The organism is Sediminibacterium sp. GW821-FHT12F12, from assembly GCF_058806635.1.
On record NZ_JBXAPW010000012.1, the window covers coordinates 26,096 to 45,239 of the forward strand.

Below are 19,144 nucleotides of genomic sequence, written 5' to 3' on the forward strand. Positions count from 1 at the left end.
AGTTTTTTTAGGAACTGTAAGATAAAGATTGCCTGCGAGATAAGAAAGCTGCTATGGTAAATGTTTGGTTCCTGCTATCAGGCCTGTTGAAACAGGTGCTGCAGCATGAATACACCCACGCCACCGGCAAAACCTACCAGGGCCAGCCAACTGATCTTTTTGAGATACCACATAAAATCGATCTTTTCGATGCCCATTACGGCCACACCGGCGGCCGAACCAATAATGATCATACTGCCCCCGGTACCGGTGGTCAGTGCAAGGAACTCCCAGAAAGGATGATCCGTAGGGTAGGTAGCCAGATCGTACATACCCTGCGAAGCGGCTACCAGCGGTACATTATCTACGAGGGCAGATAAAATCCCCAGTGTAATGCCGATCAGGTAATCATTCTGTAAAGTATTACTGAGAAACTGCGCCAGTTGTGTTAACAACCCGATAGATTGCAAAGCCGCTACGGCCAGTAAGATGCCCAGGAAAAAAAGAATGCTCGAAGAATCGATCTTCTGCAGGGCGCGGGCCACATTGTATTTTTCTGCCAGTTCAGGTTCTTTTTCTTTGTGAAGCAGGGTAGTGATGATCCACATACAACCCAGCGCCAGCATCATACCCATAAATGGCGGTAAATGCGTAACCGTTTTAAAAGCGGGTACAAAAAGCAGAAAACCGATACCGGCAGATAAGATGATGGTTCCTTCTCTTTTCTCTTTCTCGGTACTATTGGCAATGGGATGAAGGGCTAATGTTTTTCCGGCAAATTTCCGCGCAATGATGGCAGCGGGCAGGATGCATACCACCAGGCTGGGCAGGATGAGTTGTTTAATGATACTGAGGGCGGTGATCTGTCCGCCGATCCATAACATGGTTGTGGTAACATCACCCAGTGGCGACCATGCACCGCCTGCATTGGCGGCAATCACGATCATGCCGGCAAACCAGAGTTTGTCTTCTTTGTCTGTAAGCAGTTTGGCGCAGAGAGAAGTCATAACGATGGCTGTGGTTAAATTATCCAGCAGGGCGGAAAGAAAGAACGTGATGCCGGCTACCAGTAATAATAAGGTTGATTTTTTGGTAGAAGTGATCTTCTGTGTAATGATCTCAAAACCATTATGCGAATCAATCAGTTCTACAATCGTCATAGCGCCCAGCAGAAAAAACAGGATTGAGGCAATTTCGCCCAGGTGGTGCATCAGTTCTTCTACATCCGTGTGCGGGTTATCTCCCTGCAGCAGGTAAATGGTCCAGCATACTACCCCCGTAATCAATGCCGGGGCCGCTTTATTCAGTTTCAACGGATGCTCAAAGGCAATGGCAAGATAACCCAGTACAAAAACCGTAATAAGCAGTATGGTGGCCATAATAGCAGCAGTTAAATGATCTCTTCAAAGTTATCTGATATTTGAATAGCTCCGGCAGCCGGGGCAATTTCTTAAATTCGTTAGATGCGTTACCCTTTATTCACCAGTGTACTGCTGCTGATGCTGCTCACTGCCTGCCATTCTCCGAAGCCTATGCAACCTGTTACGATTACCCATGCTTTCCGGTTATTACCGGGACAGGACCTCAAACAATCCATTGAATTGTACGTTAAGCAACACCAGATCGCTGCAGGCTGGATAGCCACAGCGGTGGGTAGCCTGACAGAGTATCAGGTCAGGTTTGCCAACCAGGAAAAAAGCTATAGTGATAAAGGTCATTTTGAAATTGTGAGTCTGGTGGGCACCGTATCTGTGAATGGATCGCACATGCATGTGTCGCTTTCTGACAGTACCGGTAAAACCATTGGCGGACACTTGCTGGATGGCTGTAAAATATACACCACTGCCGAAATTGTGATCGGAGAAAGCAAAGAACATGTTTTTAACAGGGAAAAAGATGGTTCCACACCCTGGGAGGAATTACAGGTGAAACCGGCAAAACAGTAAAGCCATTACTGTTCCTGTTATGTAAATTAACAAAGCGTATTCGTCAGCAGTTTCTATTTTCGTTCACCTAAAGTTGTATATGATAGCGAGAAAAATAAGTTGGGTGGTTATGGGTTTACTGCTGTTGCAAACAGCCTATGCCCAGAAAAATCTGGTAACCGGTGCCTGGTTTGGTAATCTGCTGCGCGAAGATGGTAAACAGATCCGGTTTCATTTTGATCTGAAAACAGAGAACCAGAAAACGGTCATGTATATTATCAATGCTGCGGAAAAGATCCGGGTGGATAAGATCAGGTACAGTGCCGATTCGGTATGGATTGATATGCCGGTTTTTGAATCTTATTTCCGTGCCAAACGGATCTCTGATCAGCGCTGGGAAGGAAGCTGGACCAGTGCTGGTTCGGCTCAATGGTCTGTAATGCCTTTTGTTGCAGAAACACAGGCCACGGTTAGCGCACCCGCACTGGCACCGGCAGTAACCGACCTCACCGGTAAATGGGCGGTTACTTTAACCAGGCCCAATGGCACCACAAGACCCGCTATCGGCGATTGGCAGCAGAAAGGCAATGTATTGCGGGGAACCGTACTGGCGCCCTCCGGCGATTACCGTTACCTGACGGGCTATGTAAGCGGAGATGAATTGCAGTTAAGCACTTTCGACGGATCGCATGCTTTTTTATTCACGGCAAAAATTAATAGTGCCAACCAGATCAGCGATGGTATGTTTTATTCCGGTGCTACCGGTAAAGAACCCTGGGTGGCCGAACGAAATGAAAATGCCTCTCTTCCGGATGCCGCAGCGGTTTTTATGAGAGAGGGAGAAGACAGGCTTCACTTCCGTTTCCGTGATCTCGATAAAAAATGGGTATCGATCAATGATGCCAGGTTCAAAAATAAAGTGGTAATAATACAGATCATGGGCTCCTGGTGCCCGAACTGTATGGATGAAACCGCTTTTTTGAGTGAGTACTATCGAAAGAACAAACAGCGGGGCGTAGAAGTGATCGGGCTGGCCTATGAGTACAGTACCGATTTCGAAAGATCGCGGAGCAGCCTCAGGAAATTCAAAGACCGCTTTCAGGTGCAGTATCCACTACTGATCACAGGTGTTACTGTTTCTGATACCTTACGTACCGGGAAAACATTGCCGCAGTTAACACCTATCAAAGCATTTCCCACTACTATTTTTATCGGTAAGAATGGCAAAGTAGCAAAGATCAAAGCAGGGTTTAAAGGCCCGGGAGCAGGAGCTTATCATGAGGAACTTAAAAAAGAATTTGCAGCAACTATTGACGAGCTGTTGAAAACACCTGTAAAATAAAGTGGCCGGCAGAAGAATCCACCGGCCTGTTTTACAACCTGCCTGAGAAAATTTATTTTCCTTTGGGTGTTTCTGCAGCCGAAGGCTGCGCCTCCATCATTTTTTCAAGTATTGCTTTGTATTTTTCTGCTTCATTATTTCCAGGATCCAGTTCCAGTATTTTATCATAACAGGAAAGGGCATCGTCATATTTCTTTTCCTTGTTCACTTTAAAAGCGGCAATATATCCGTAAGCCTGTATCAGCCATTTTTTGGTGGTAGCATTGGAACTGTCTTTCATGCCAACTTTAATCAGGTCTTCATAATGTGGTATGGCAATGCCGGTTTCCATGGCAGTATCCATCGCTGCGTTGGAACGGGCTCGCCAGTAATAGCCAAAACTCTGTTCCGGGTATTTCTTTTCATAGATGGCAAAAACACTGTCGGCCATGGGATACTGCTGTGCATTATAATTAGCTACTCCCCAGCTGAATATATCAACATTATTCAGGCTGGTACTATCTAGCTGGTAAAGTTGCTGATACCAATATGCCTGTTTGTTGTATGCTTTCTGTGTTTTATAGAACTGAGCCAGTTTTTTTACGATAGCGGTTTTCTTGGCGGTTTCTTTTTCTACCTGTACAGCTTTCTCGTACCAGATAGCAGCTTCGGCTTCTTCTTTTTTGGCGGTACTGATCTTTGCCATCAGTTCAAAGTCACTGGCCGCATAATTACTGTCATTCTCAGCAGAAAAATATTTTTTCAGACTCTCTTCCGCCATCTGGTTATTGCTTTCGGCATCATAACTATAGGCCAGTAGTTTGTATATTCTCGGCTTGGGTTTATTAGCTGTAGCGGTAATCAGTTCATTGGCTTTCTGAATGGCATCTGTATATTTTTTTGATACATAGTAGAGATCTGTGAGCAGGTAGCCGTTTTTGATATTCGGGTCACTGTGCGAAATATAGTTCTGTAGGTATTCGAGTGCTTTGTTTACATCTTTATAATAGCTGGCAAGGTATAGTTGAAAATACACCGGCCCGAATGAGGGATCTGCTTTAATGGCTTTATCATAGTATTCGGTAAATACTGATTCATTGTTTTGCGTCTGGTAAATTTTTCCCATTTTATAATAGGCTACCGGATTACTATTGTCCAGTTCTGCGGCTTCCTGATAATTTCTAAAGGCTTCTGAACCATTATACATTTTCCGGTAGGCATCTCCGGCGGCCATGTAAATGGCTGCATTTTTTCGCTCTTTCCTGGCGGCTTCTGTCAGCATCTCAAGCGCGTAATACAGGTTGCCATGTGGTGCATCAATATTGGCTTCGGCGATAGCCAGCTGTACCAGCGGATTCTTTTTTCGGGATGTTCCCAGTGCTTCCGTAAATAAACGTTGTGCCTGCAGAGAATCACTTTTATAAAGAGAAATACAGGCATGTGTGATTTTAGACATGGGTTGATCCTGTATCGAAGCAGGAAGGCCGGTAAAATAGCTGCTTGCTTTTGCCGTGTCGTCCTGAGCCAGGGCAGTGCGTATTAACCAATACCAGTGTAATACCTGTTCCGGCTCACGGGTGGTTAATTCTTTCAATTTTATTTCAGCAGATTGGTACCGTTCGTATTGATAGTCCTTTATCGCATCTGCAAGTGTTTGCCCAAAAACAGTGCAATAGGCTGCTGAGCTTAGCAGGAGAATCCATATTTTTTTCTTCATGTTGTTGGTTTATGCAGTTGTTGATAAATGAGGTTTCATGGTTATAATACAGGCTGAAGAAAACAACAAGCGTAGATTTTCCTTTTTTTCTTCGAGCCATTCTGCAAACGAATGTTTTTTTTCCAGGTTGATCAGAATCAGATCCGCCCTTATCTGCTCCCCGTAATCCAGGATGGCCTGCGGCGTCTGTTTACCGAGGAATACCTTGTAGAGCGGAAGATGCCCGGATTCGGTCAGGTTTTTAAAAGTCTGGTAAAAAGAATCAGAGACATGCTGCATATTGGTGTCAGCATCATCCAGTGCCGTAGCAATATAGATCTGGGCATGATACCTGGCAGATACATCCAGCGCAATCTGGATGCGTTTTGCCGGCATACAGCCGGTAATGGGAATGAATACCGACCGGATGCCCTGTACCAGTGATTTATACATGAAAAGCAGTACCGGAACATTCATTTTGATACACAGACGGTGATAAAAAAAATGTGCATGAGAAAGTTGTGATGAATAGTTTTTATGCTGCACATTCATTACCAGATCAATCTTTTCAGCAATGAAATATTTTTTGAACCGTACTGAAAAATTCTTCCTGAATATAGTGTTTGAAATGATTCTGAATTTCCCCTTCAGCTGCGCTACTTTCTGTTTCAGTTCATCCATTTCCTTTTCACAGGAGGCAGCCGAATCTCCTGTCAGGGAGGAAAACGTATTTTCAGAACATTTAAGCAGATGTATACGCGTATTTTTCTGGCCAAAAATCAGTAAGGCTTTTTCTATAGCCAGACAAACGGTTTCGTCATCTTCGAAGCTGATTAATATATTGGTAAAAGGCATCATCGGAAACGAATATCTTTCCTGATGATTAAAAGGTAATTATAGTGAGGTTAGAATAGTATTAGAATTCAGTAACTGCAGTGATACACCATTCGCTCAGACCTTGTGAAAGCGTTGTGCAATGGGCAGGCCGATCTTGAAACGGGTGCCTTTGCCGGCGGTACTGTCAATCTCAATACTGCCTTTGTGCAGGTTAATGATGCGCAGTGCCAGCGGCAGACCCAGTCCAAAGCCATGTATATGATTTGTTTCTGAGGTTCTGTAGAATGGCTGGAATATCATTTTTTTATCTTCGTCACTGATGCCCGGGCCATTGTCGCTGATACTGATCAGCAGCTTATCGTCTGAAAATCCCAGGGAGATATTGGCAAGATGATCCGGCGAATATTTACAGGCGTTGATTGCAATATTCCTGATGGCACTGTATAATAGATCTGGATTGCCGAATATCAAAAGACCATCTTCATTATCAGGGAAATTATCAAAGTGCAGTTGCGCATGAAAAGAAGGTTCTATTTTTTTCAGTTCAGCGGGAAGCTTCATGATCAGTTCATCCATCCTCACCAATGTAAGTTCCATTCCATTAGAGGTGCCGGTAGCTTTGGCAATTTCCAAGAGGCTGCGTGTAAGCTGTGTAAGGTTGCGTACATCCTCGTGCACAGACCGGAGAACTGTTTCATATTCTTTGGCGCTGCGTTCATTCTGTAAGGTTATTTCGAGTTGACTCAGTATAGAAGTAAGGGGTGTTGATAATTCATGGGATGCATTTGCGATAAAATGGCGTTGTATGTCAAACGACTCTTCCAGCCTTGTTAACAGATCGTTGAATGTAGCCGATAATTCGTGTATCTCATCTTTTGATTTGGATAATTTAATCCTTCTGGTCAGGTTCTGCGATGAAATCTCTTTCACCTCCCTGGTGATATTCTGTATCGGAGATACAATATTCACAGAAAAGACGCTTCCTGAAATCACAGTAATTAAAATGCCTGAAAAAAAGCTGATCATAAGTATGATGCGCAGTTGGGACAATTTTTCCAGTCCGCTTTTGTCAATGGCAGAGGCAACGAGTATATAACGGTGATTCTGATAATTGTAATTGATTACCAAACCTTCTTTGCTGCCATCCGTAAAATGATAATCGCCCCTGATACTGGCTCTTTCTAACCCTATACTGTCAAGGGTTGCGGCAGTTGTATTACTATCTGCATATTGGTATAATTTCTGCCCCCGATCATCATAAATAACCACACTTTTTTCTTTGATGGTAATCATGGTTGTTTCGTCGATCCTTTGCAGCAGGTTGGTATCTATTCCTTCTACTTTCAATAGCAGGTTGGCTGTAGTAATGGCTCTGTTCTGAATTCTTCTGGTAAAATCTTTCTGTCTGTTCAGGTCTGAGAAATAATAAATAGAAATACATACGATCAGCAGGATCAGACTAACCACAATCGAAAATAGTATTGTTATCCTGTATTTGATCTTCATCGTTAGTACTCTTTAAGAACATATCCCATCCCAATCTGGGTGTGAATGAGTTTGTCAGGAAACTGTTTATCAATCTTGTTACGCAGGTAATTTACATATACATCAATTACATTGGTTTTGGTATCGAAGTCAATATCCCACACATTCACAGCTATATCGGCCCTGGATACCACCCGGTTTTTATTGCGCATCATATATTCGAGTAACTGAAACTCTTTAGCCGTAAGGGATATGATATGGTTATTTCTTTTAACTTCTTTCGTGTCGAGGTTCATTTCCAGATCATTGATGCGGAGGATGTTTCCTGCGGGCAATTGCTGGTGCTGGGTTCTTTTTAATAAAGCCCTGATCCTGACCAGCAATTCCTTGAACTCAAATGGCTTGATCAGATAGTCGTCTGAGCCTGCATCAAAGCCTTCGAGTTTATCGTTCATGGTAGACAGGGCCGTCAGCATAATTACAGGAACCTGCTGGTTCTTGTTTCGTATGATCCTGCATAACTCATAACCGTTGATCCCGGGCAGATTAATGTCTAATATGATGAGATCATACTGGTTAGCCAAAAAAAGCCTTTGTCCGATCAAACCATCAAATGCAACATCTACCTGGTACCCATTTTCTGTCAGCCCCTTTTTGAGTGTGTTGGCAATCTTCTGTTCATCTTCAACTATCAGTATCGTAAGTTCTTCCATAAATAACATCGTTTAGCTTGCATCTGCATAATTACTGATTTCCGCGCATCTGAACGGCTGTTTGCTGAATTCAAATCCTATTCTAATCTCCGGCTGACCAATAAAAAACAGCTATTTCCTAACATTTCAAAAAATCCCCACTTTCTATACTCCGGGAATATGGGAGGCTTGCTGATCGCGTACAGCCATTGAAGTGTTCTGTACTGTTAAGCTATCGTTTCCTGTAATCAAAAAGGAGGATCCAGACAGTTCCTCCTTTTTGATCAATCAGTGGTTATTTTTTGGCAGCTTTCACATATTTTTCCAGCCACTGGTATTGTTCCCATAACATATGCAACACATTTTCTTTACCCCGGTATCCGTGTGCCTCATAAGGTAGAAACACAAAACGAACAGTTCCGCCATTTCCTTTAATGGCTGCAAACAGGCGTTCACTGTTAATGGGGTAGGTGCCGGTATTATCGTCTGCCTCGCCATGTATCAGCAGGATCGGTGTTTTAATTTTATCTGCATAACTGAATGGGCTCATATCATGGTACAGATCCGGTGCCTGCCAGTAAGTGCGGTCCTCGTTCTGGAAACCGAAAGGAGTGAGGGTTCTGTTATAGGCGCCACTCCTGGCAATACCTGCTTTAAAGAGGTTGGTATGGGCCAGTAAATTGGCCGTCATAAAAGCGCCATAACTATGGCCACCTACCGCCATCCGGTTACGGTCGCCCACACCCATTTCTACCAGTTTGTTGATAGCCGCTTCTGCATTCAGTTTCAGCTGGTCAACAAAATTATCATTGGGTTTTTTATCCGGTCCCGATGCTACGATCGGCATTTCCGCATTCTCCAGGATGGCATATCCCTGCGTAACATAATAGATCGGTGTACCCCAGCTTAAAGTAGTAAACCGGTCTTTGCTGCCTCTGATCTGCGCGGCATCAGCGGCAGAATTAAATTCTCTGGGGTAGGCCCACATTATTACGGGTAAAGGACCATCTTTCTCCTTGTTATACCCTTTTGGTAAATACAGGTCACCGGTAAGGTCAACCCCATCGGCTCTTTTGTATTTGATTTTCTCTTTGGTTACACCTTCCAGTTGCGGATAAGGATTGGCAAAGCTGGTAATAGCTCTGTCAGCTATGCGCAGTACCAGATTTTTGATATAATAGTTCGGTACTTCTTTCTGCGATTCCCTGCGGGTCAGTAGAATAAGTTTATTGGCATCCAGTACATCTTCTACCGTTTCAAACACCCCTTCCTGGCAACGCCAGAGAATTTCGTTCTGTTTGGTAGACAGATCAAACTTGGCAAGAAAAGGCAGATCACCTTTGGCAGATGCCCCCACGGTATTATTCATCAGGATTTTACTGCCATTATCGGTGGTTTGAATCACCTGCCGGTCAAATTTATTTCTTGTCAGTACCGGAGAACCGGGATTGTTATAGGCATCTGTGATATTACGTTCATACAGTAACTCCAGACTGTTAGTGGTGCTGTTGTAACGGCTTACACGACCCAGCTGCCTGGAACGTGAAACCTCCGTTACCAATGCCAGTGAAACATCGCCCCAGGTAGTACCGGAATAACGCATTTTGGTTTTGAACAATTCTTTGGCTTCGCCGGTGAAAGGCGCACTTAAGGCATATACGGCATCATGAAACTCCACCTGTTTTTTAATCAGGCCACTATCCAATGGCATGGCCCAGGTAATGGTAGCGGCTTCATCATCGCGCCAGTCGAAACCGCGGGGTACATTCTGCGTATTATCATAACCCGAAGGAGTGCCTTCGGTGGAAGGTAATTCTGCCAGTACTTTTACTACTTTACCTGTCAGGTCTGTAATAGTAATGGTTGATGGAAACCCAAACGAAGTAACGAGATAAGAAAAAGGTTTCCGGATGGTACGTACCATCATGTATTTTTTATCTGGCGATAAACTGAAACTGCTGATCAGCCCTGCTTTACCGATATTGGTTTCTACCCCGTTTTTGTTTTGTACCAGTTGTGTGGTAGCAAAGAACTCGAACAGTTGTTCATCGTAAGGGGATTTGATCAGGTCCTGGTAAGTAGGACTGGGAGCCGCTTTACCCAGGCTCTGCTGAATCGTGGGTCCTTTCGGTGTAATAGGGCGTTTGGGCGCATTTGCTGCCGGCTGTGTGGTGGATTTGTAAAGAATGGTATTATCATCTACCCAGGTAAAGGCAGTGCCCAATACGGTATTTACCGCCTGCTTATTGATTTTCGTTGCTTTTTTGGTAGCCAGATCAATTACGTACAGGTCTACGCGGCTGCCTGTGGTATTGGTAAAAGCAATTTTGGTTTCCGAAGGGCTCCAGCTGGCATTACCTGCCAGCAAATTGGCCGGTAAACCTGCTATCGCAAACTCCTGGTTGTTATTGATATTTTTCAGCCTGAAATTATTCACGAAGAACTGACGGCTGGGAGAAAAATTGTTGGGGTTCAAACGCAGACCGGCAATGCGGCTTTCGGGTTGTCCGAGTTCTTCCACGGTGGGGTAAGAATTGCGTTCGCTCAGCAACATCCATTCTCCTTTGCTGTTTATACGAACAGCAGGGGTAGGTTTTGCCAGTAACAGATCGGCAACCTCTTTGGGGGGCAACTGGTAACTGGTAGCATCCTGCGCTATGGCAAAGCCAAAGGCAAATAACAGCAACAGCAGTGCGGTGATTTTTCGGGTGTTTCTCATGATAGTGTAGTTTGTATAGTAGTGATTATTGGTAAACGCGCACATAGTCTACTTCCATTCTGAGTGGGTAGATCTTTTCATCCACGCCTTTCTGTCCGCCCCAGTCACCTCCAACGGCCACATTCAGCAAGAGATGAAAGGGTTTATCAAAAGGCCAGGCTTCTTTACCGCTATGCTCATTTTTGAAAGTGAAATATGCTTTGCCATCTACCAGCATGGTAATGCTTTCTGCATCCCAGTCTAAAGAATACAGGTGAAACGCTTCACTGCAATCAGGCACCAGTGTGGTAGCTGTTTTCTGTGTGCCAATGCTGTGAAAATATTTTTTGGTGTGTGCCGATGCATGTATCACTCCCTGGTTATACCCTACATGTTCCATGATATCGATCTCTCCGTCATCGGGCCATTTAAGAGGGGAAACTGAAGCCAGCATCCAGATAGCGGGCCAGGTACCGAGCCCCTTGGGTATACGGGCCCTGACATCAATATGACCATAGGTCCAGTCGCCCTTGCCCTTGGTTACCAACCTGGCAGAAGAGTATTCATTGTTTTCTGTCTTTTCTTTTCTGGCTTCAATGATCAGATGCCCTTTCTCTACCCGGGCATTGTTCAGTTTCTTGTGGGTATAATATTGCAGTTCATGGTTGCCCCAGCCATGTCCGCCTACATCGTAGTTCCACTTGGTTGAATCCGGTAACCCGGTATAATTGAACTCATCGCTCCATACCAGTTTTTTCTTTGTCTGGGCCGTAACCTGCAAACAGGTCAGGCAGGAAAGCATTACAAAAATAACAAGTGTAAGTTTTTTCATAAAAGCAACGTCTTTTGGCTTACCAAGATACTGACAAAACCCGCTTTTATCGTGGGTAGGACTGTTTAACGCAAAAAAATTTGCGGGTAAAAGCGAATGGCTTTACTTTTGTGCTCTGTTATGAAAAGATTTGCACATACACACCACCATCATTTCTTACCCCTGGGGTAGGCTATTGGTGTTTTGTGCTGGTTCACAATAAAACATTAAAGGGCTTACCGGATCGGTAGGCCCTTTGTTATTGCCCCCATCTCCTGAAGGGGGGCTATCATTCTTCAGGGAAAAAAAAACAGGCGTAAGCCCAATGGTATGAAAGAAGCTATGCAAAACAGCCCGGCCCAGGCAGGCGACAAATTGAAATTAGCGATCCAGAAAAGCGGTCGTTTACACGATGATTCGATCCGTTTGTTGAAAGAATGTGGCATCGATATCAGTAATGGTGTAAACAAACTGAAAGCAGAAGCCAGCAACTTCCCGATAGAGGTATATTTTCTCCGCGATGATGATATTCCGCAATATGTGGAAGATGGGGTGGCCGATATCGGTTTTGTGGGAGAGAATGTAGTGTACGAGAAGAAAAAGAAAGTGACCGTAGCCGAGAAACTGGGTTTTGGTAAATGCCGTTTAAGCCTTGCTATCCGTAAAAGCGAAACCTATACGGGTGTACAATACCTGGCAGGCAAAAAAATTGCTACCAGTTACCCGGTGATTCTGGGTGATTACCTGCAGGCAAACGGGGTAGATGCAGAGATCCACGAGATCAGCGGCAGTGTAGAAATTGCCCCCGGCATTGGACTGGCCGATGCGATCTGCGACCTCGTAAGCAGTGGATCCACCCTGTTCATGAACGGACTGAAAGAAACAGAAAGTATCCTGCAATCGCAGGCTGTACTGATCAAGAACAAAGGGTTGTCGGCAGAAAAAGAACAGCTGATCTCCCGCCTGCTGTTCCGTGTGCAATCTGTGAAGAAAGCCAAGAACAACAAATACATATTGCTTAATGCACCTAATGACAAACTGAAAGAGATCATTGCTTTGTTACCCGGTATGAAAAGTCCTACGGTATTGCCTTTGGCCGAAGAAGGCTGGAGCAGTGTTCACAGCGTACTGAATGAGAATGATTTCTGGGATATCATCGAGCAACTGAAAGCCGCCGGAGCGCAGGGAATTCTGGTGGTGCCGATTGAGAAGATGATTGTCTGAGACGTGAATCGTGAGTCGTGAGTCGTGAGTCGTCAGTAATGAGTTGTGAGAGAAAAAACTCACGATTCACGACTCACGTCTCACGAAAACCTTGAAACCGTAATTATGAAAATTGTACAATACCCGAAAAAAAGCGACTGGCCACAATGGCTGCAACGTCCTGCTATTGATAACAGTGCGTTGCAGGAGAAAGTGAAAGCCGTGATGAAGGAAGTGAAACTGAACGGAGACGCGGCCGTAAAACAGTTTACCCAACAGTTTGATGGGGCAGTGCTCGACGATTTTTTGGTTTCTGAACAAGAGATCAGCGAAGCGGCTTCCTTGCTTTCCGATGTATTAAAACGGGCTATTCAGCAGGCAGCGGCCAATATTACATTGTTTCATACCAAACAAACAGCGGCAGTAGAAGTGGTGGAAACCATGCCCGGTGTGCAATGCTGGCGTAAGAGTATTGGTATTGAAAAAGTAGGTCTCTATATCCCCGGTGGTACGGCGCCTTTGTTTTCTACCATTCTGATGCTGGCCATTCCGGCAAAGATTGCCGGTTGTAAACAGGTAGTACTTTGTTCGCCACCCGGTGAGGATGGAAAACTGCATCCGGCTATTTTGTATGCAGCCAGCATTACAGGCATCACATCGGTTTACAAGATCGGTGGTGTGCAGGCGATTGCTGCAATGGCCTACGGAACAGCAACTGTGCCGCAGGTGTATAAAATATTCGGTCCGGGTAACCAGTATGTAACCTGCGCCAAACAGCTGGTGCAACAGGAAGGTATTGCCATTGATATGCCCGCGGGCCCCAGTGAAGTATGTGTGCTGGCCGATGATACAGCCAATGCAGCTTTTGTAGCGGCCGATCTGTTAAGTCAGGCAGAACACGGCGCAGATAGCCAGGTATTACTGGTAACTACTTCTGCGGCATTAGTAGATAAGGTGCAGGATGAGTTGAGCAAACAATTGGCGCAGTTATCCCGCAAAGAGCTGGCAGCCAAAGCGCTGGAGAACAGCACGGCCATTCTGGTGCAGGATCTGGCAGAAGCCATCGCACTGGTTAACGAATATGCTGCCGAACACCTGATCATTTCCTGTAAGGATGCGGATGAACTGGCAGAACAGATTGTGAATGCCGGATCGGTATTTCTCGGTAATTATTCGCCGGAGAGTGTGGGCGATTATGCCAGCGGTACCAATCATACCTTACCTACCAATGGTTTTGCCAAAGCTTACAGTGGTGTTAGTGTAGATAGTTTTGTGAAGAAAGTGACTTACCAGCGATTATCGCAGCAGGGGTTACAAGCTATCGCTGACACAGTAGTATTGATGGCAGAAGCAGAAGGATTGGATGCACATGCCAATGCAGTTCGCGTCCGGACTGCTTACCCGAAAGATTAAAGCTGATACAACATGTATACATACGCACTCATACCAAAAGAAGAGATCAACAGTATTATTCCCATGCTGCAATTATTAAATGCTGATATACCGGAATCTGTTCTCAGGGAAAGGCTGGCTGAAATGGTGCAGCGTGGTTATGAATGCCTGGGTGTTTACGACGGCAGGAAATTGATCGGCATCAGCGGTTTGTGGATACTGGTTAAATATTACGTAGGCCGCCATATTGAGCCCGATAACGTGATGATACTGCCCGAATATCGTAACAAAGGCATCGGGGAGGAGATGATGAAATGGGTATATGCATACGGGCAATCCAAAGGTTGTGTGGCTTCGGAACTGAATTGTTATGTAACGAACAGCGGCGGACAAAAATTCTGGGCCAACGAAGGATATAAAATACTGGGTTTTCACTACCAGAGAAAACTATAATAGATCTCTCAAAAGAATAAAGAAAAAATTATGTCATTTGATCTTACTAAACTGGTTCGTTCCAATATCCAAAAACTGGTGGCCTATTCTTCTGCCCGAGATGAATTCAGCGGCGAAGCCAAAGTATTCCTCGATGCCAACGAAAACAGCCTGGGTTCACCTTTGCTGAAATGGTATAACCGTTATCCTGATCCGCACCAGCGTGCCATTAAACAGAAGCTGGGTGTGATCAAAGGCATAACGCCTGAACATATTTTTCTCGGTAACGGCAGTGATGAATGCATAGATCTGCTTTTCCGCTGTTTCTGTGAGCCGGGTAAGGATAATGTGATCATTTGTCCGCCTACTTATGGCATGTATGAAGTAAGCGCCAATATCAATGATGTAGCGGTGAAAAAAGCGCCCTTGCTCGAAGATTTTCAGCTCGACCTCGTACACCTTGAAACACTTGTAGATGCCCATACCAAACTGATCTGGCTCTGCTCCCCCAATAACCCCACCGGCAATGCATTGAACAGGGTAGATATTGAAACGGTACTGAATAATTTCAACGGCATTGTAGTGGTGGATGAAGCCTATATCAATTTTGCCAAACAGAAATCTTTTATACAGGAACTGGCAGACTATCCCAACCTGGTGGTGCTGCAAACCCTGAGTAAAGCCTGGGGACTGGCGGGCCTGCGCCTGGGCATGGCTTTTGCTTCTGCTGCTATCATTGAAGTGCTGGATAAGGTAAAACCGCCTTATAATATCAACCAGGCCACACAGGAGCTGGTATTAAAAGCACTGGATGAAGTAGGACAGGTAAACGATATGATCCGTTTGCTGGTAGATATGCGCGAGGCACTGGCAGAAGTATTCCGTTCGATGCCTACGGTAGAGAAAGTATATCCCTCAGATGCCAATTTTCTGCTGGTAAAAATCAAAGATGCCCGCAAGATCTATGAATTCCTGCTGGGGAAAGGCATTGTGCTGCGCGACAGGAGTAATGTAACCCTCTGCGAAGATTGCCTGCGCATCACCGTAGGAACAGAGCAGGAAAATACTTTACTGGTAGATGCCATGCAGGATTGGTACGCACAATAAACAAACCGTGGAGGTATCTGTTTTCCGTTGTAAATTCAACCCCTAATTAACCACATATGAAAAAAAACGCTTCTGTATTCACGCTTTTCCTCGCTATGGCAGGACTTAGCGGTATAACTGCAAATGCATCCGACTCACTAACGCTTGCCAAACCCGTTGCAGTGGTGGCCGATGCTGATAACGCGGGTTTAAAACTGCCTGCCGGTTTTGGTGCACTGAAAGTAGCCGATGGTATTGGCCGTGCCCGCCATATAGCCGTTACCGCCCAGGGCGATGTATACGTAAAACTGATGCGGGTGGCAGATGGTAAGGGCATTGTACGCCTCCGCGATACGAATGGAGATGGTAAAGCTGAAGATATTTCCAGCATGGGTAACTATGGTGGAACCGGGATCGCTATTAAAAACGGGTATCTCTATGCTTCTTCCGATGAGGAAGTATTTCGTTATAAACTCGATGCCAAAGGGGAAGTAGTGAGTCCGCTGCAGCCTGAAAAAATTATTACCGGACTGATCAACCGCCGCCAGCACGAATCCAAATCCATCACGCTGGATAACAATGGCAATATCTATGTCAATATCGGCGCTTACTCTAATTCCTGCCAGGAGCGCGACAGGCAGCCGGGTTCACTCGGCAGAATGCCTTGCCCAATCCTGGATTCTGCCGGGGGCATCTGGCAGTTCAAAGCAGATAAGCTGAACCAGACCTATGGCGATGGGGTAAGATATGCGACGGGTTTACGTAACGTGGTGGGCCTTGACTGGAACAACCAGTTGAACCAGTTGTTTGTAATGCAGCATGGACGCGATGACCTGCATAACCTGTTCCCTTCTCTCTATACCCAACAACAGAATGCAGACCTGCCCGCAGAAACCATGTATGCTTTGAAGAAAGGCGATAATGCCGGTTGGCCTTATGTCTATTACGATCCTTTCCAGAATAAAAAAATGCTGGCACCTGAATATGGTGGTGATGGCGTAAAAGAAGGCAGCAAAGAATATATCGATCCGGTAGTAGCGTTCCCGGCGCATATGGCACCCAATGCAATGTTGTTTTACACGGGTTCTATGTTCCCTGCTAAATACAAAAACGGTGCATTCATCGCTTTTCATGGTTCCTGGAACCGCGCACCTTTACCGCAGGAAGGTTATTATGTGGCATTTGTACCTTTCGAAAACGGCAAACCCGGCAAGTGGGAAATTTTTGCGAATGGTTTTGCAGGCATAGAAGTAGTTACCGGTACCAGGGGGGCGCAACATCGTCCTTCCGGGCTGGCAGAAGGACCTGATGGCTCGCTATATGTAGCAGATGATGCCAAAGGAACTATTTACCGAATTGTTTACACCGGCAAATAATAGATTAATGAAGAAAGTATTGATCCTGTCTGCAGCCGCTTTTGCCTGTATGGCATTTCAGACAGCCCCTAAAAAACAGCTGCCGGCCAAACCGGCAGCTGTTGGTTCTGCAAATTCGATGAGTGCTTCTTTACAAAGAGGTAAACAGGTATATACCACCACTTGCCTTGCCTGCCACCAGGTAGATGGGGGCGGTGTACCCCACCTGAACCCTCCGCTGGATGGAGCAACCGGCGTAGTAAGTAAAGACAAAACCCGCCTGGTACGCATTGTACTGAAAGGGCTGGATGAAAGGGTGGAACTGGATGGCGAATATTATAGTAACAATATGGCGGCGCATGCGGATCTTTCTAACCAGCAGATCGCAGATGTGCTCACGTATATCAGGAACAGCTGGACCAACAAAGCCGGTGCAGTAACCGTAGCAGAAGTAAAAGTGATCAGAGCTAAAATCAAATAAGTATGGTAAGCAGTAAAGCGGATACGCCGGCTAATACCCCCGCAGCGGAACATGGCGGTAAAAGAATTCTGTTTGTAGACAGGGATGGTGTGGTATTGCAGGAACCGCCGATCGATTTTCAGGTGGATAGTATTGAAAAAACTTCTTTTGTTCCCGGAACGATCACGGCCCTGTCGAGGATAGCTGCTGAACTGGATTATTACAAAGTGATGGTGACCAATCAGGATGGACTGGGAACGGATTCTTATCCTGAAAAAGATTTTCATCCCTATCATGATCTCATGCTTCGTGTACTGGAGGGGGAGGGTTTTGTGTTTGATGAGATGATCATTGATAAAACATTTGCCAGCGAGAACCAGCCTACGCGTAAACCGGGTACGGCTTTGTTGCAGCATATCATCAACAACCCCGAATTTGATCTGGCCCATTCTTTCGTGATCGGCGACCGGTGGAGCGATATAGAACTGGCCAAAAACCTGGGCTGCAAAGCCATTTACCTGCACTCGGCCCTGCACCAGCTAACCGAGGCACAGGAAGCGGCCCTGCGCCCAACCATTGCTTTTGAATCGGATAACTGGGCGGATGTATATAGTTTTCTGAAACTGGGTTTACGCAGAGTGGTACATGAGCGTAATACCAATGAAACTAAGATCCATGTAGAACTGAACCTGGATGGAAACGGGAAAGCGAATATCAGTACTGGTCTCGGTTTTTTTGATCATATGCTGGACCAGATCGCGCGTCATGGTAAAATGGATCTGACGGTGATTACGAAAGGAGACCTGCATATTGATGAACACCATACCATTGAAGACACTGGTATTGCCCTCGGTGAAGCATTTGCGCTGGCCCTGGCAGATAAGCGGGGAATGGAGCGGTACGGTTTTGCGTTACCTATGGATGAAGCTGAAGCCAAAGTGCTGATCGATTTCGGTGGCCGTAACTGGATCGTATGGAACGCAGAATTCAAGCGGGAAAAAGTAGGAGAAATGCCTACTGAAATGTTTTTTCATTTCTTCAAATCATTCAGCGATGCGGCTAAGTGTAACCTGAATATCGAATGCAAAGGAGAGAATGAACACCATAAAATAGAAGCCATCTTCAAAGCCTTCGCCAAAGCCATCAAAATGGCCGTTAAGCGAGATCCCTTATCTGATTTTCTGCCCTCTACGAAGGGGGTGCTGTAGGGGAGAGTCAATAGTTAATAGTTAATAGTTAATAGTTAGTAGTTAATAGTCTGTAGTTAAGTACATCCCACTTCCATCTCCAGACTTTTAACTATTAACTTTTAACTCCAGACTAACCCTATCCCGCCCTCTTCCATACTTCCGTTCTTCCCAATAAAGAAATGCCGATATAACCACGCAGGCTCAGTGTCTGTGGGTCTTTCAGTTTGATATAACTTTTGTATTCTTTCCCGTTCTGCGGATCGTAGATGCGGCCGCCGCTCCATTCGCCGTCATCGTATTTGAAATGTTTAAGAATTACCGAACCGAGTAATGGTTTATTTCTCAGAGAAGGGTCGGGGTTATTCACGTCTAATTTCGGGTTGCCTTTTGGGCCGTTGGGTTCCTTCATCCAGTAGAGTTTGCCGAAATATTGATCTCCTTCTTTGTAGATCTGTATTTTTCCCTGTCCATTGGAGCTGAGCCAGATCCCTACAATATCATCGGCACTGCTGGTTGCGGCCAGTAAAGTGGTAGAAAAGAAAAAGCCAATCAGTGTCAGTATTTGTTTCATAGTCGTGATTA

Annotated in this window: 17 protein-coding genes; 9 read left to right on the forward strand and 8 right to left on the reverse strand. The window is 45.3% G+C overall.

From position 1 onward, the window contains the following. Window positions 1–77: 77 nt before the first annotated feature. Complete coding sequence (gene nhaD, locus AC1RNB_RS15070) at window positions 78–1,358, reverse strand: sodium:proton antiporter NhaD (RefSeq protein ID WP_493084125.1); 1,281 nt, start codon at window positions 1,356–1,358, stop codon at window positions 78–80. 84 nt (window positions 1,359–1,442) lie between these two features. Between nhaD and AC1RNB_RS15075 the strand changes: the two genes are divergently transcribed. Together AC1RNB_RS15075 and AC1RNB_RS15080 are read left to right on the forward strand one after the other, a co-directional pair. Beyond that, a complete protein-coding gene (locus AC1RNB_RS15075) occupies window positions 1,443–1,925 on the forward strand; it encodes a PPC domain-containing DNA-binding protein (RefSeq protein ID WP_493084127.1) in 483 nt (160 codons plus the stop codon). Window positions 1,926–2,004: 79 nt separating this feature from the next. Further along, a complete protein-coding gene (locus AC1RNB_RS15080; protein WP_493084129.1) occupies window positions 2,005–3,246 on the forward strand; it encodes a peroxiredoxin family protein in 1,242 nt (413 codons plus the stop codon). 52 nt (window positions 3,247–3,298) lie between these two features. Here the strand turns inward: AC1RNB_RS15080 and AC1RNB_RS15085 are convergent, their stop codons facing one another. The 6 genes from AC1RNB_RS15085 to AC1RNB_RS15110 all read right to left on the reverse strand — a co-directional run bounded on the left by AC1RNB_RS15085 (window position 3,299) and on the right by AC1RNB_RS15110 (window position 11,465). After that, window positions 3,299–4,942, reverse strand: a complete 1,644-nt coding sequence (locus AC1RNB_RS15085) for a tetratricopeptide repeat protein (RefSeq protein ID WP_493084131.1) — start codon at window positions 4,940–4,942, stop codon at window positions 3,299–3,301. Between the two features lie 9 nt (window positions 4,943–4,951). Next, window positions 4,952–5,779, reverse strand: a complete 828-nt coding sequence (locus tag AC1RNB_RS15090; RefSeq protein ID WP_493084132.1) for a hypothetical protein — start codon at window positions 5,777–5,779, stop codon at window positions 4,952–4,954. A gap of 93 nt (window positions 5,780–5,872) precedes the next feature. Then, a complete protein-coding gene (locus AC1RNB_RS15095) occupies window positions 5,873–7,264 on the reverse strand; it encodes a sensor histidine kinase (RefSeq protein ID WP_493084134.1) in 1,392 nt (463 codons plus the stop codon). A 2-nt stretch (window positions 7,265–7,266) separates the two neighbouring features. Then, window positions 7,267–7,956, reverse strand: a complete 690-nt coding sequence (locus AC1RNB_RS15100) for a response regulator transcription factor (RefSeq protein ID WP_493084136.1) — start codon at window positions 7,954–7,956, stop codon at window positions 7,267–7,269. A 274-nt stretch (window positions 7,957–8,230) separates the two neighbouring features. Then, window positions 8,231–10,654 carry a S9 family peptidase gene (locus AC1RNB_RS15105; RefSeq protein WP_493084138.1) on the reverse strand — a complete coding sequence of 808 codons (2,424 nt, stop codon included), beginning with the start codon at window positions 10,652–10,654 and terminating at the stop codon, window positions 8,231–8,233. Between the two features lie 25 nt (window positions 10,655–10,679). Next, window positions 10,680–11,465 carry a glycoside hydrolase family 16 protein gene (locus tag AC1RNB_RS15110; protein ID WP_493084140.1) on the reverse strand — a complete coding sequence of 262 codons (786 nt, stop codon included), beginning with the start codon at window positions 11,463–11,465 and terminating at the stop codon, window positions 10,680–10,682. Between the two features lie 309 nt (window positions 11,466–11,774). On the opposite strand from AC1RNB_RS15110, the gene hisG reads away from it, so the two are divergent. The 7 genes from hisG (at window position 11,775) to hisB (ending at window position 18,580) form a co-directional block, all read left to right on the forward strand. Next, on the forward strand, window positions 11,775–12,668 hold the full coding sequence (hisG, locus tag AC1RNB_RS15115; protein WP_493084141.1) for an ATP phosphoribosyltransferase: 894 nt from the start codon (window positions 11,775–11,777) through the stop codon (window positions 12,666–12,668). Window positions 12,669–12,773: 105 nt separating this feature from the next. After that, window positions 12,774–14,060: a histidinol dehydrogenase gene (hisD, locus tag AC1RNB_RS15120; RefSeq protein WP_493084142.1), complete on the forward strand. Its 1,287-nt coding sequence runs from the start codon at window positions 12,774–12,776 to the stop codon at window positions 14,058–14,060. Window positions 14,061–14,072: 12 nt separating this feature from the next. Further along, the gene (locus AC1RNB_RS15125) at window positions 14,073–14,492 is read left to right on the forward strand and encodes a GNAT family N-acetyltransferase (RefSeq protein ID WP_493084144.1); all 420 of its coding nucleotides are present in this window, start codon (window positions 14,073–14,075) and stop codon (window positions 14,490–14,492) included. A gap of 30 nt (window positions 14,493–14,522) precedes the next feature. Further along, complete coding sequence (hisC, locus tag AC1RNB_RS15130) at window positions 14,523–15,578, forward strand: histidinol-phosphate transaminase (protein ID WP_493084146.1); 1,056 nt, start codon at window positions 14,523–14,525, stop codon at window positions 15,576–15,578. 56 nt (window positions 15,579–15,634) lie between these two features. Beyond that, window positions 15,635–16,933 carry a PQQ-dependent sugar dehydrogenase gene (locus AC1RNB_RS15135; RefSeq protein WP_493084148.1) on the forward strand — a complete coding sequence of 433 codons (1,299 nt, stop codon included), beginning with the start codon at window positions 15,635–15,637 and terminating at the stop codon, window positions 16,931–16,933. Between the two features lie 7 nt (window positions 16,934–16,940). After that, entirely contained in the window at window positions 16,941–17,393 is a 453-nt protein-coding gene (locus tag AC1RNB_RS15140) for a c-type cytochrome (protein WP_493084150.1), read from the forward strand. A 2-nt stretch (window positions 17,394–17,395) separates the two neighbouring features. Further along, window positions 17,396–18,580: a bifunctional histidinol-phosphatase/imidazoleglycerol-phosphate dehydratase HisB gene (gene hisB, locus AC1RNB_RS15145; protein ID WP_493084152.1), complete on the forward strand. Its 1,185-nt coding sequence runs from the start codon at window positions 17,396–17,398 to the stop codon at window positions 18,578–18,580. Between the two features lie 118 nt (window positions 18,581–18,698). Here the strand turns inward: hisB and AC1RNB_RS15150 are convergent, their stop codons facing one another. Further along, window positions 18,699–19,133: a DUF2147 domain-containing protein gene (locus tag AC1RNB_RS15150; RefSeq protein ID WP_493084154.1), complete on the reverse strand. Its 435-nt coding sequence runs from the start codon at window positions 19,131–19,133 to the stop codon at window positions 18,699–18,701. Window positions 19,134–19,144 lie beyond the last annotated feature (11 nt).

Coding starts and splice junctions, on each gene's coding strand:
- AC1RNB_RS15150 (WP_493084154.1), bottom strand. CDS start 19,133: ATGAAACAAATACTGACACTGATTGGCTTTTTCTTTTCTACCACTTTA.
- hisD (WP_493084142.1), top strand. CDS start 12,774: ATGAAAATTGTACAATACCCGAAAAAAAGCGACTGGCCACAATGGCTG.
- AC1RNB_RS15085 (WP_493084131.1), bottom strand. CDS start 4,942: ATGAAGAAAAAAATATGGATTCTCCTGCTAAGCTCAGCAGCCTATTGC.
- AC1RNB_RS15105 (WP_493084138.1), bottom strand. CDS start 10,654: ATGAGAAACACCCGAAAAATCACCGCACTGCTGTTGCTGTTATTTGCC.
- hisB (WP_493084152.1), top strand. CDS start 17,396: ATGGTAAGCAGTAAAGCGGATACGCCGGCTAATACCCCCGCAGCGGAA.
- AC1RNB_RS15075 (WP_493084127.1), top strand. CDS start 1,443: ATGCGTTACCCTTTATTCACCAGTGTACTGCTGCTGATGCTGCTCACT.
- hisC (WP_493084146.1), top strand. CDS start 14,523: ATGTCATTTGATCTTACTAAACTGGTTCGTTCCAATATCCAAAAACTG.
- nhaD (WP_493084125.1), bottom strand. CDS start 1,358: ATGGCCACCATACTGCTTATTACGGTTTTTGTACTGGGTTATCTTGCC.
- AC1RNB_RS15140 (WP_493084150.1), top strand. CDS start 16,941: ATGAAGAAAGTATTGATCCTGTCTGCAGCCGCTTTTGCCTGTATGGCA.
- AC1RNB_RS15090 (WP_493084132.1), bottom strand. CDS start 5,779: ATGATGCCTTTTACCAATATATTAATCAGCTTCGAAGATGACGAAACC.
- AC1RNB_RS15095 (WP_493084134.1), bottom strand. CDS start 7,264: ATGAAGATCAAATACAGGATAACAATACTATTTTCGATTGTGGTTAGT.
- AC1RNB_RS15080 (WP_493084129.1), top strand. CDS start 2,005: ATGATAGCGAGAAAAATAAGTTGGGTGGTTATGGGTTTACTGCTGTTG.
- AC1RNB_RS15110 (WP_493084140.1), bottom strand. CDS start 11,465: ATGAAAAAACTTACACTTGTTATTTTTGTAATGCTTTCCTGCCTGACC.
- hisG (WP_493084141.1), top strand. CDS start 11,775: ATGAAAGAAGCTATGCAAAACAGCCCGGCCCAGGCAGGCGACAAATTG.
- AC1RNB_RS15100 (WP_493084136.1), bottom strand. CDS start 7,956: ATGGAAGAACTTACGATACTGATAGTTGAAGATGAACAGAAGATTGCC.
- AC1RNB_RS15135 (WP_493084148.1), top strand. CDS start 15,635: ATGAAAAAAAACGCTTCTGTATTCACGCTTTTCCTCGCTATGGCAGGA.
- AC1RNB_RS15125 (WP_493084144.1), top strand. CDS start 14,073: ATGTATACATACGCACTCATACCAAAAGAAGAGATCAACAGTATTATT.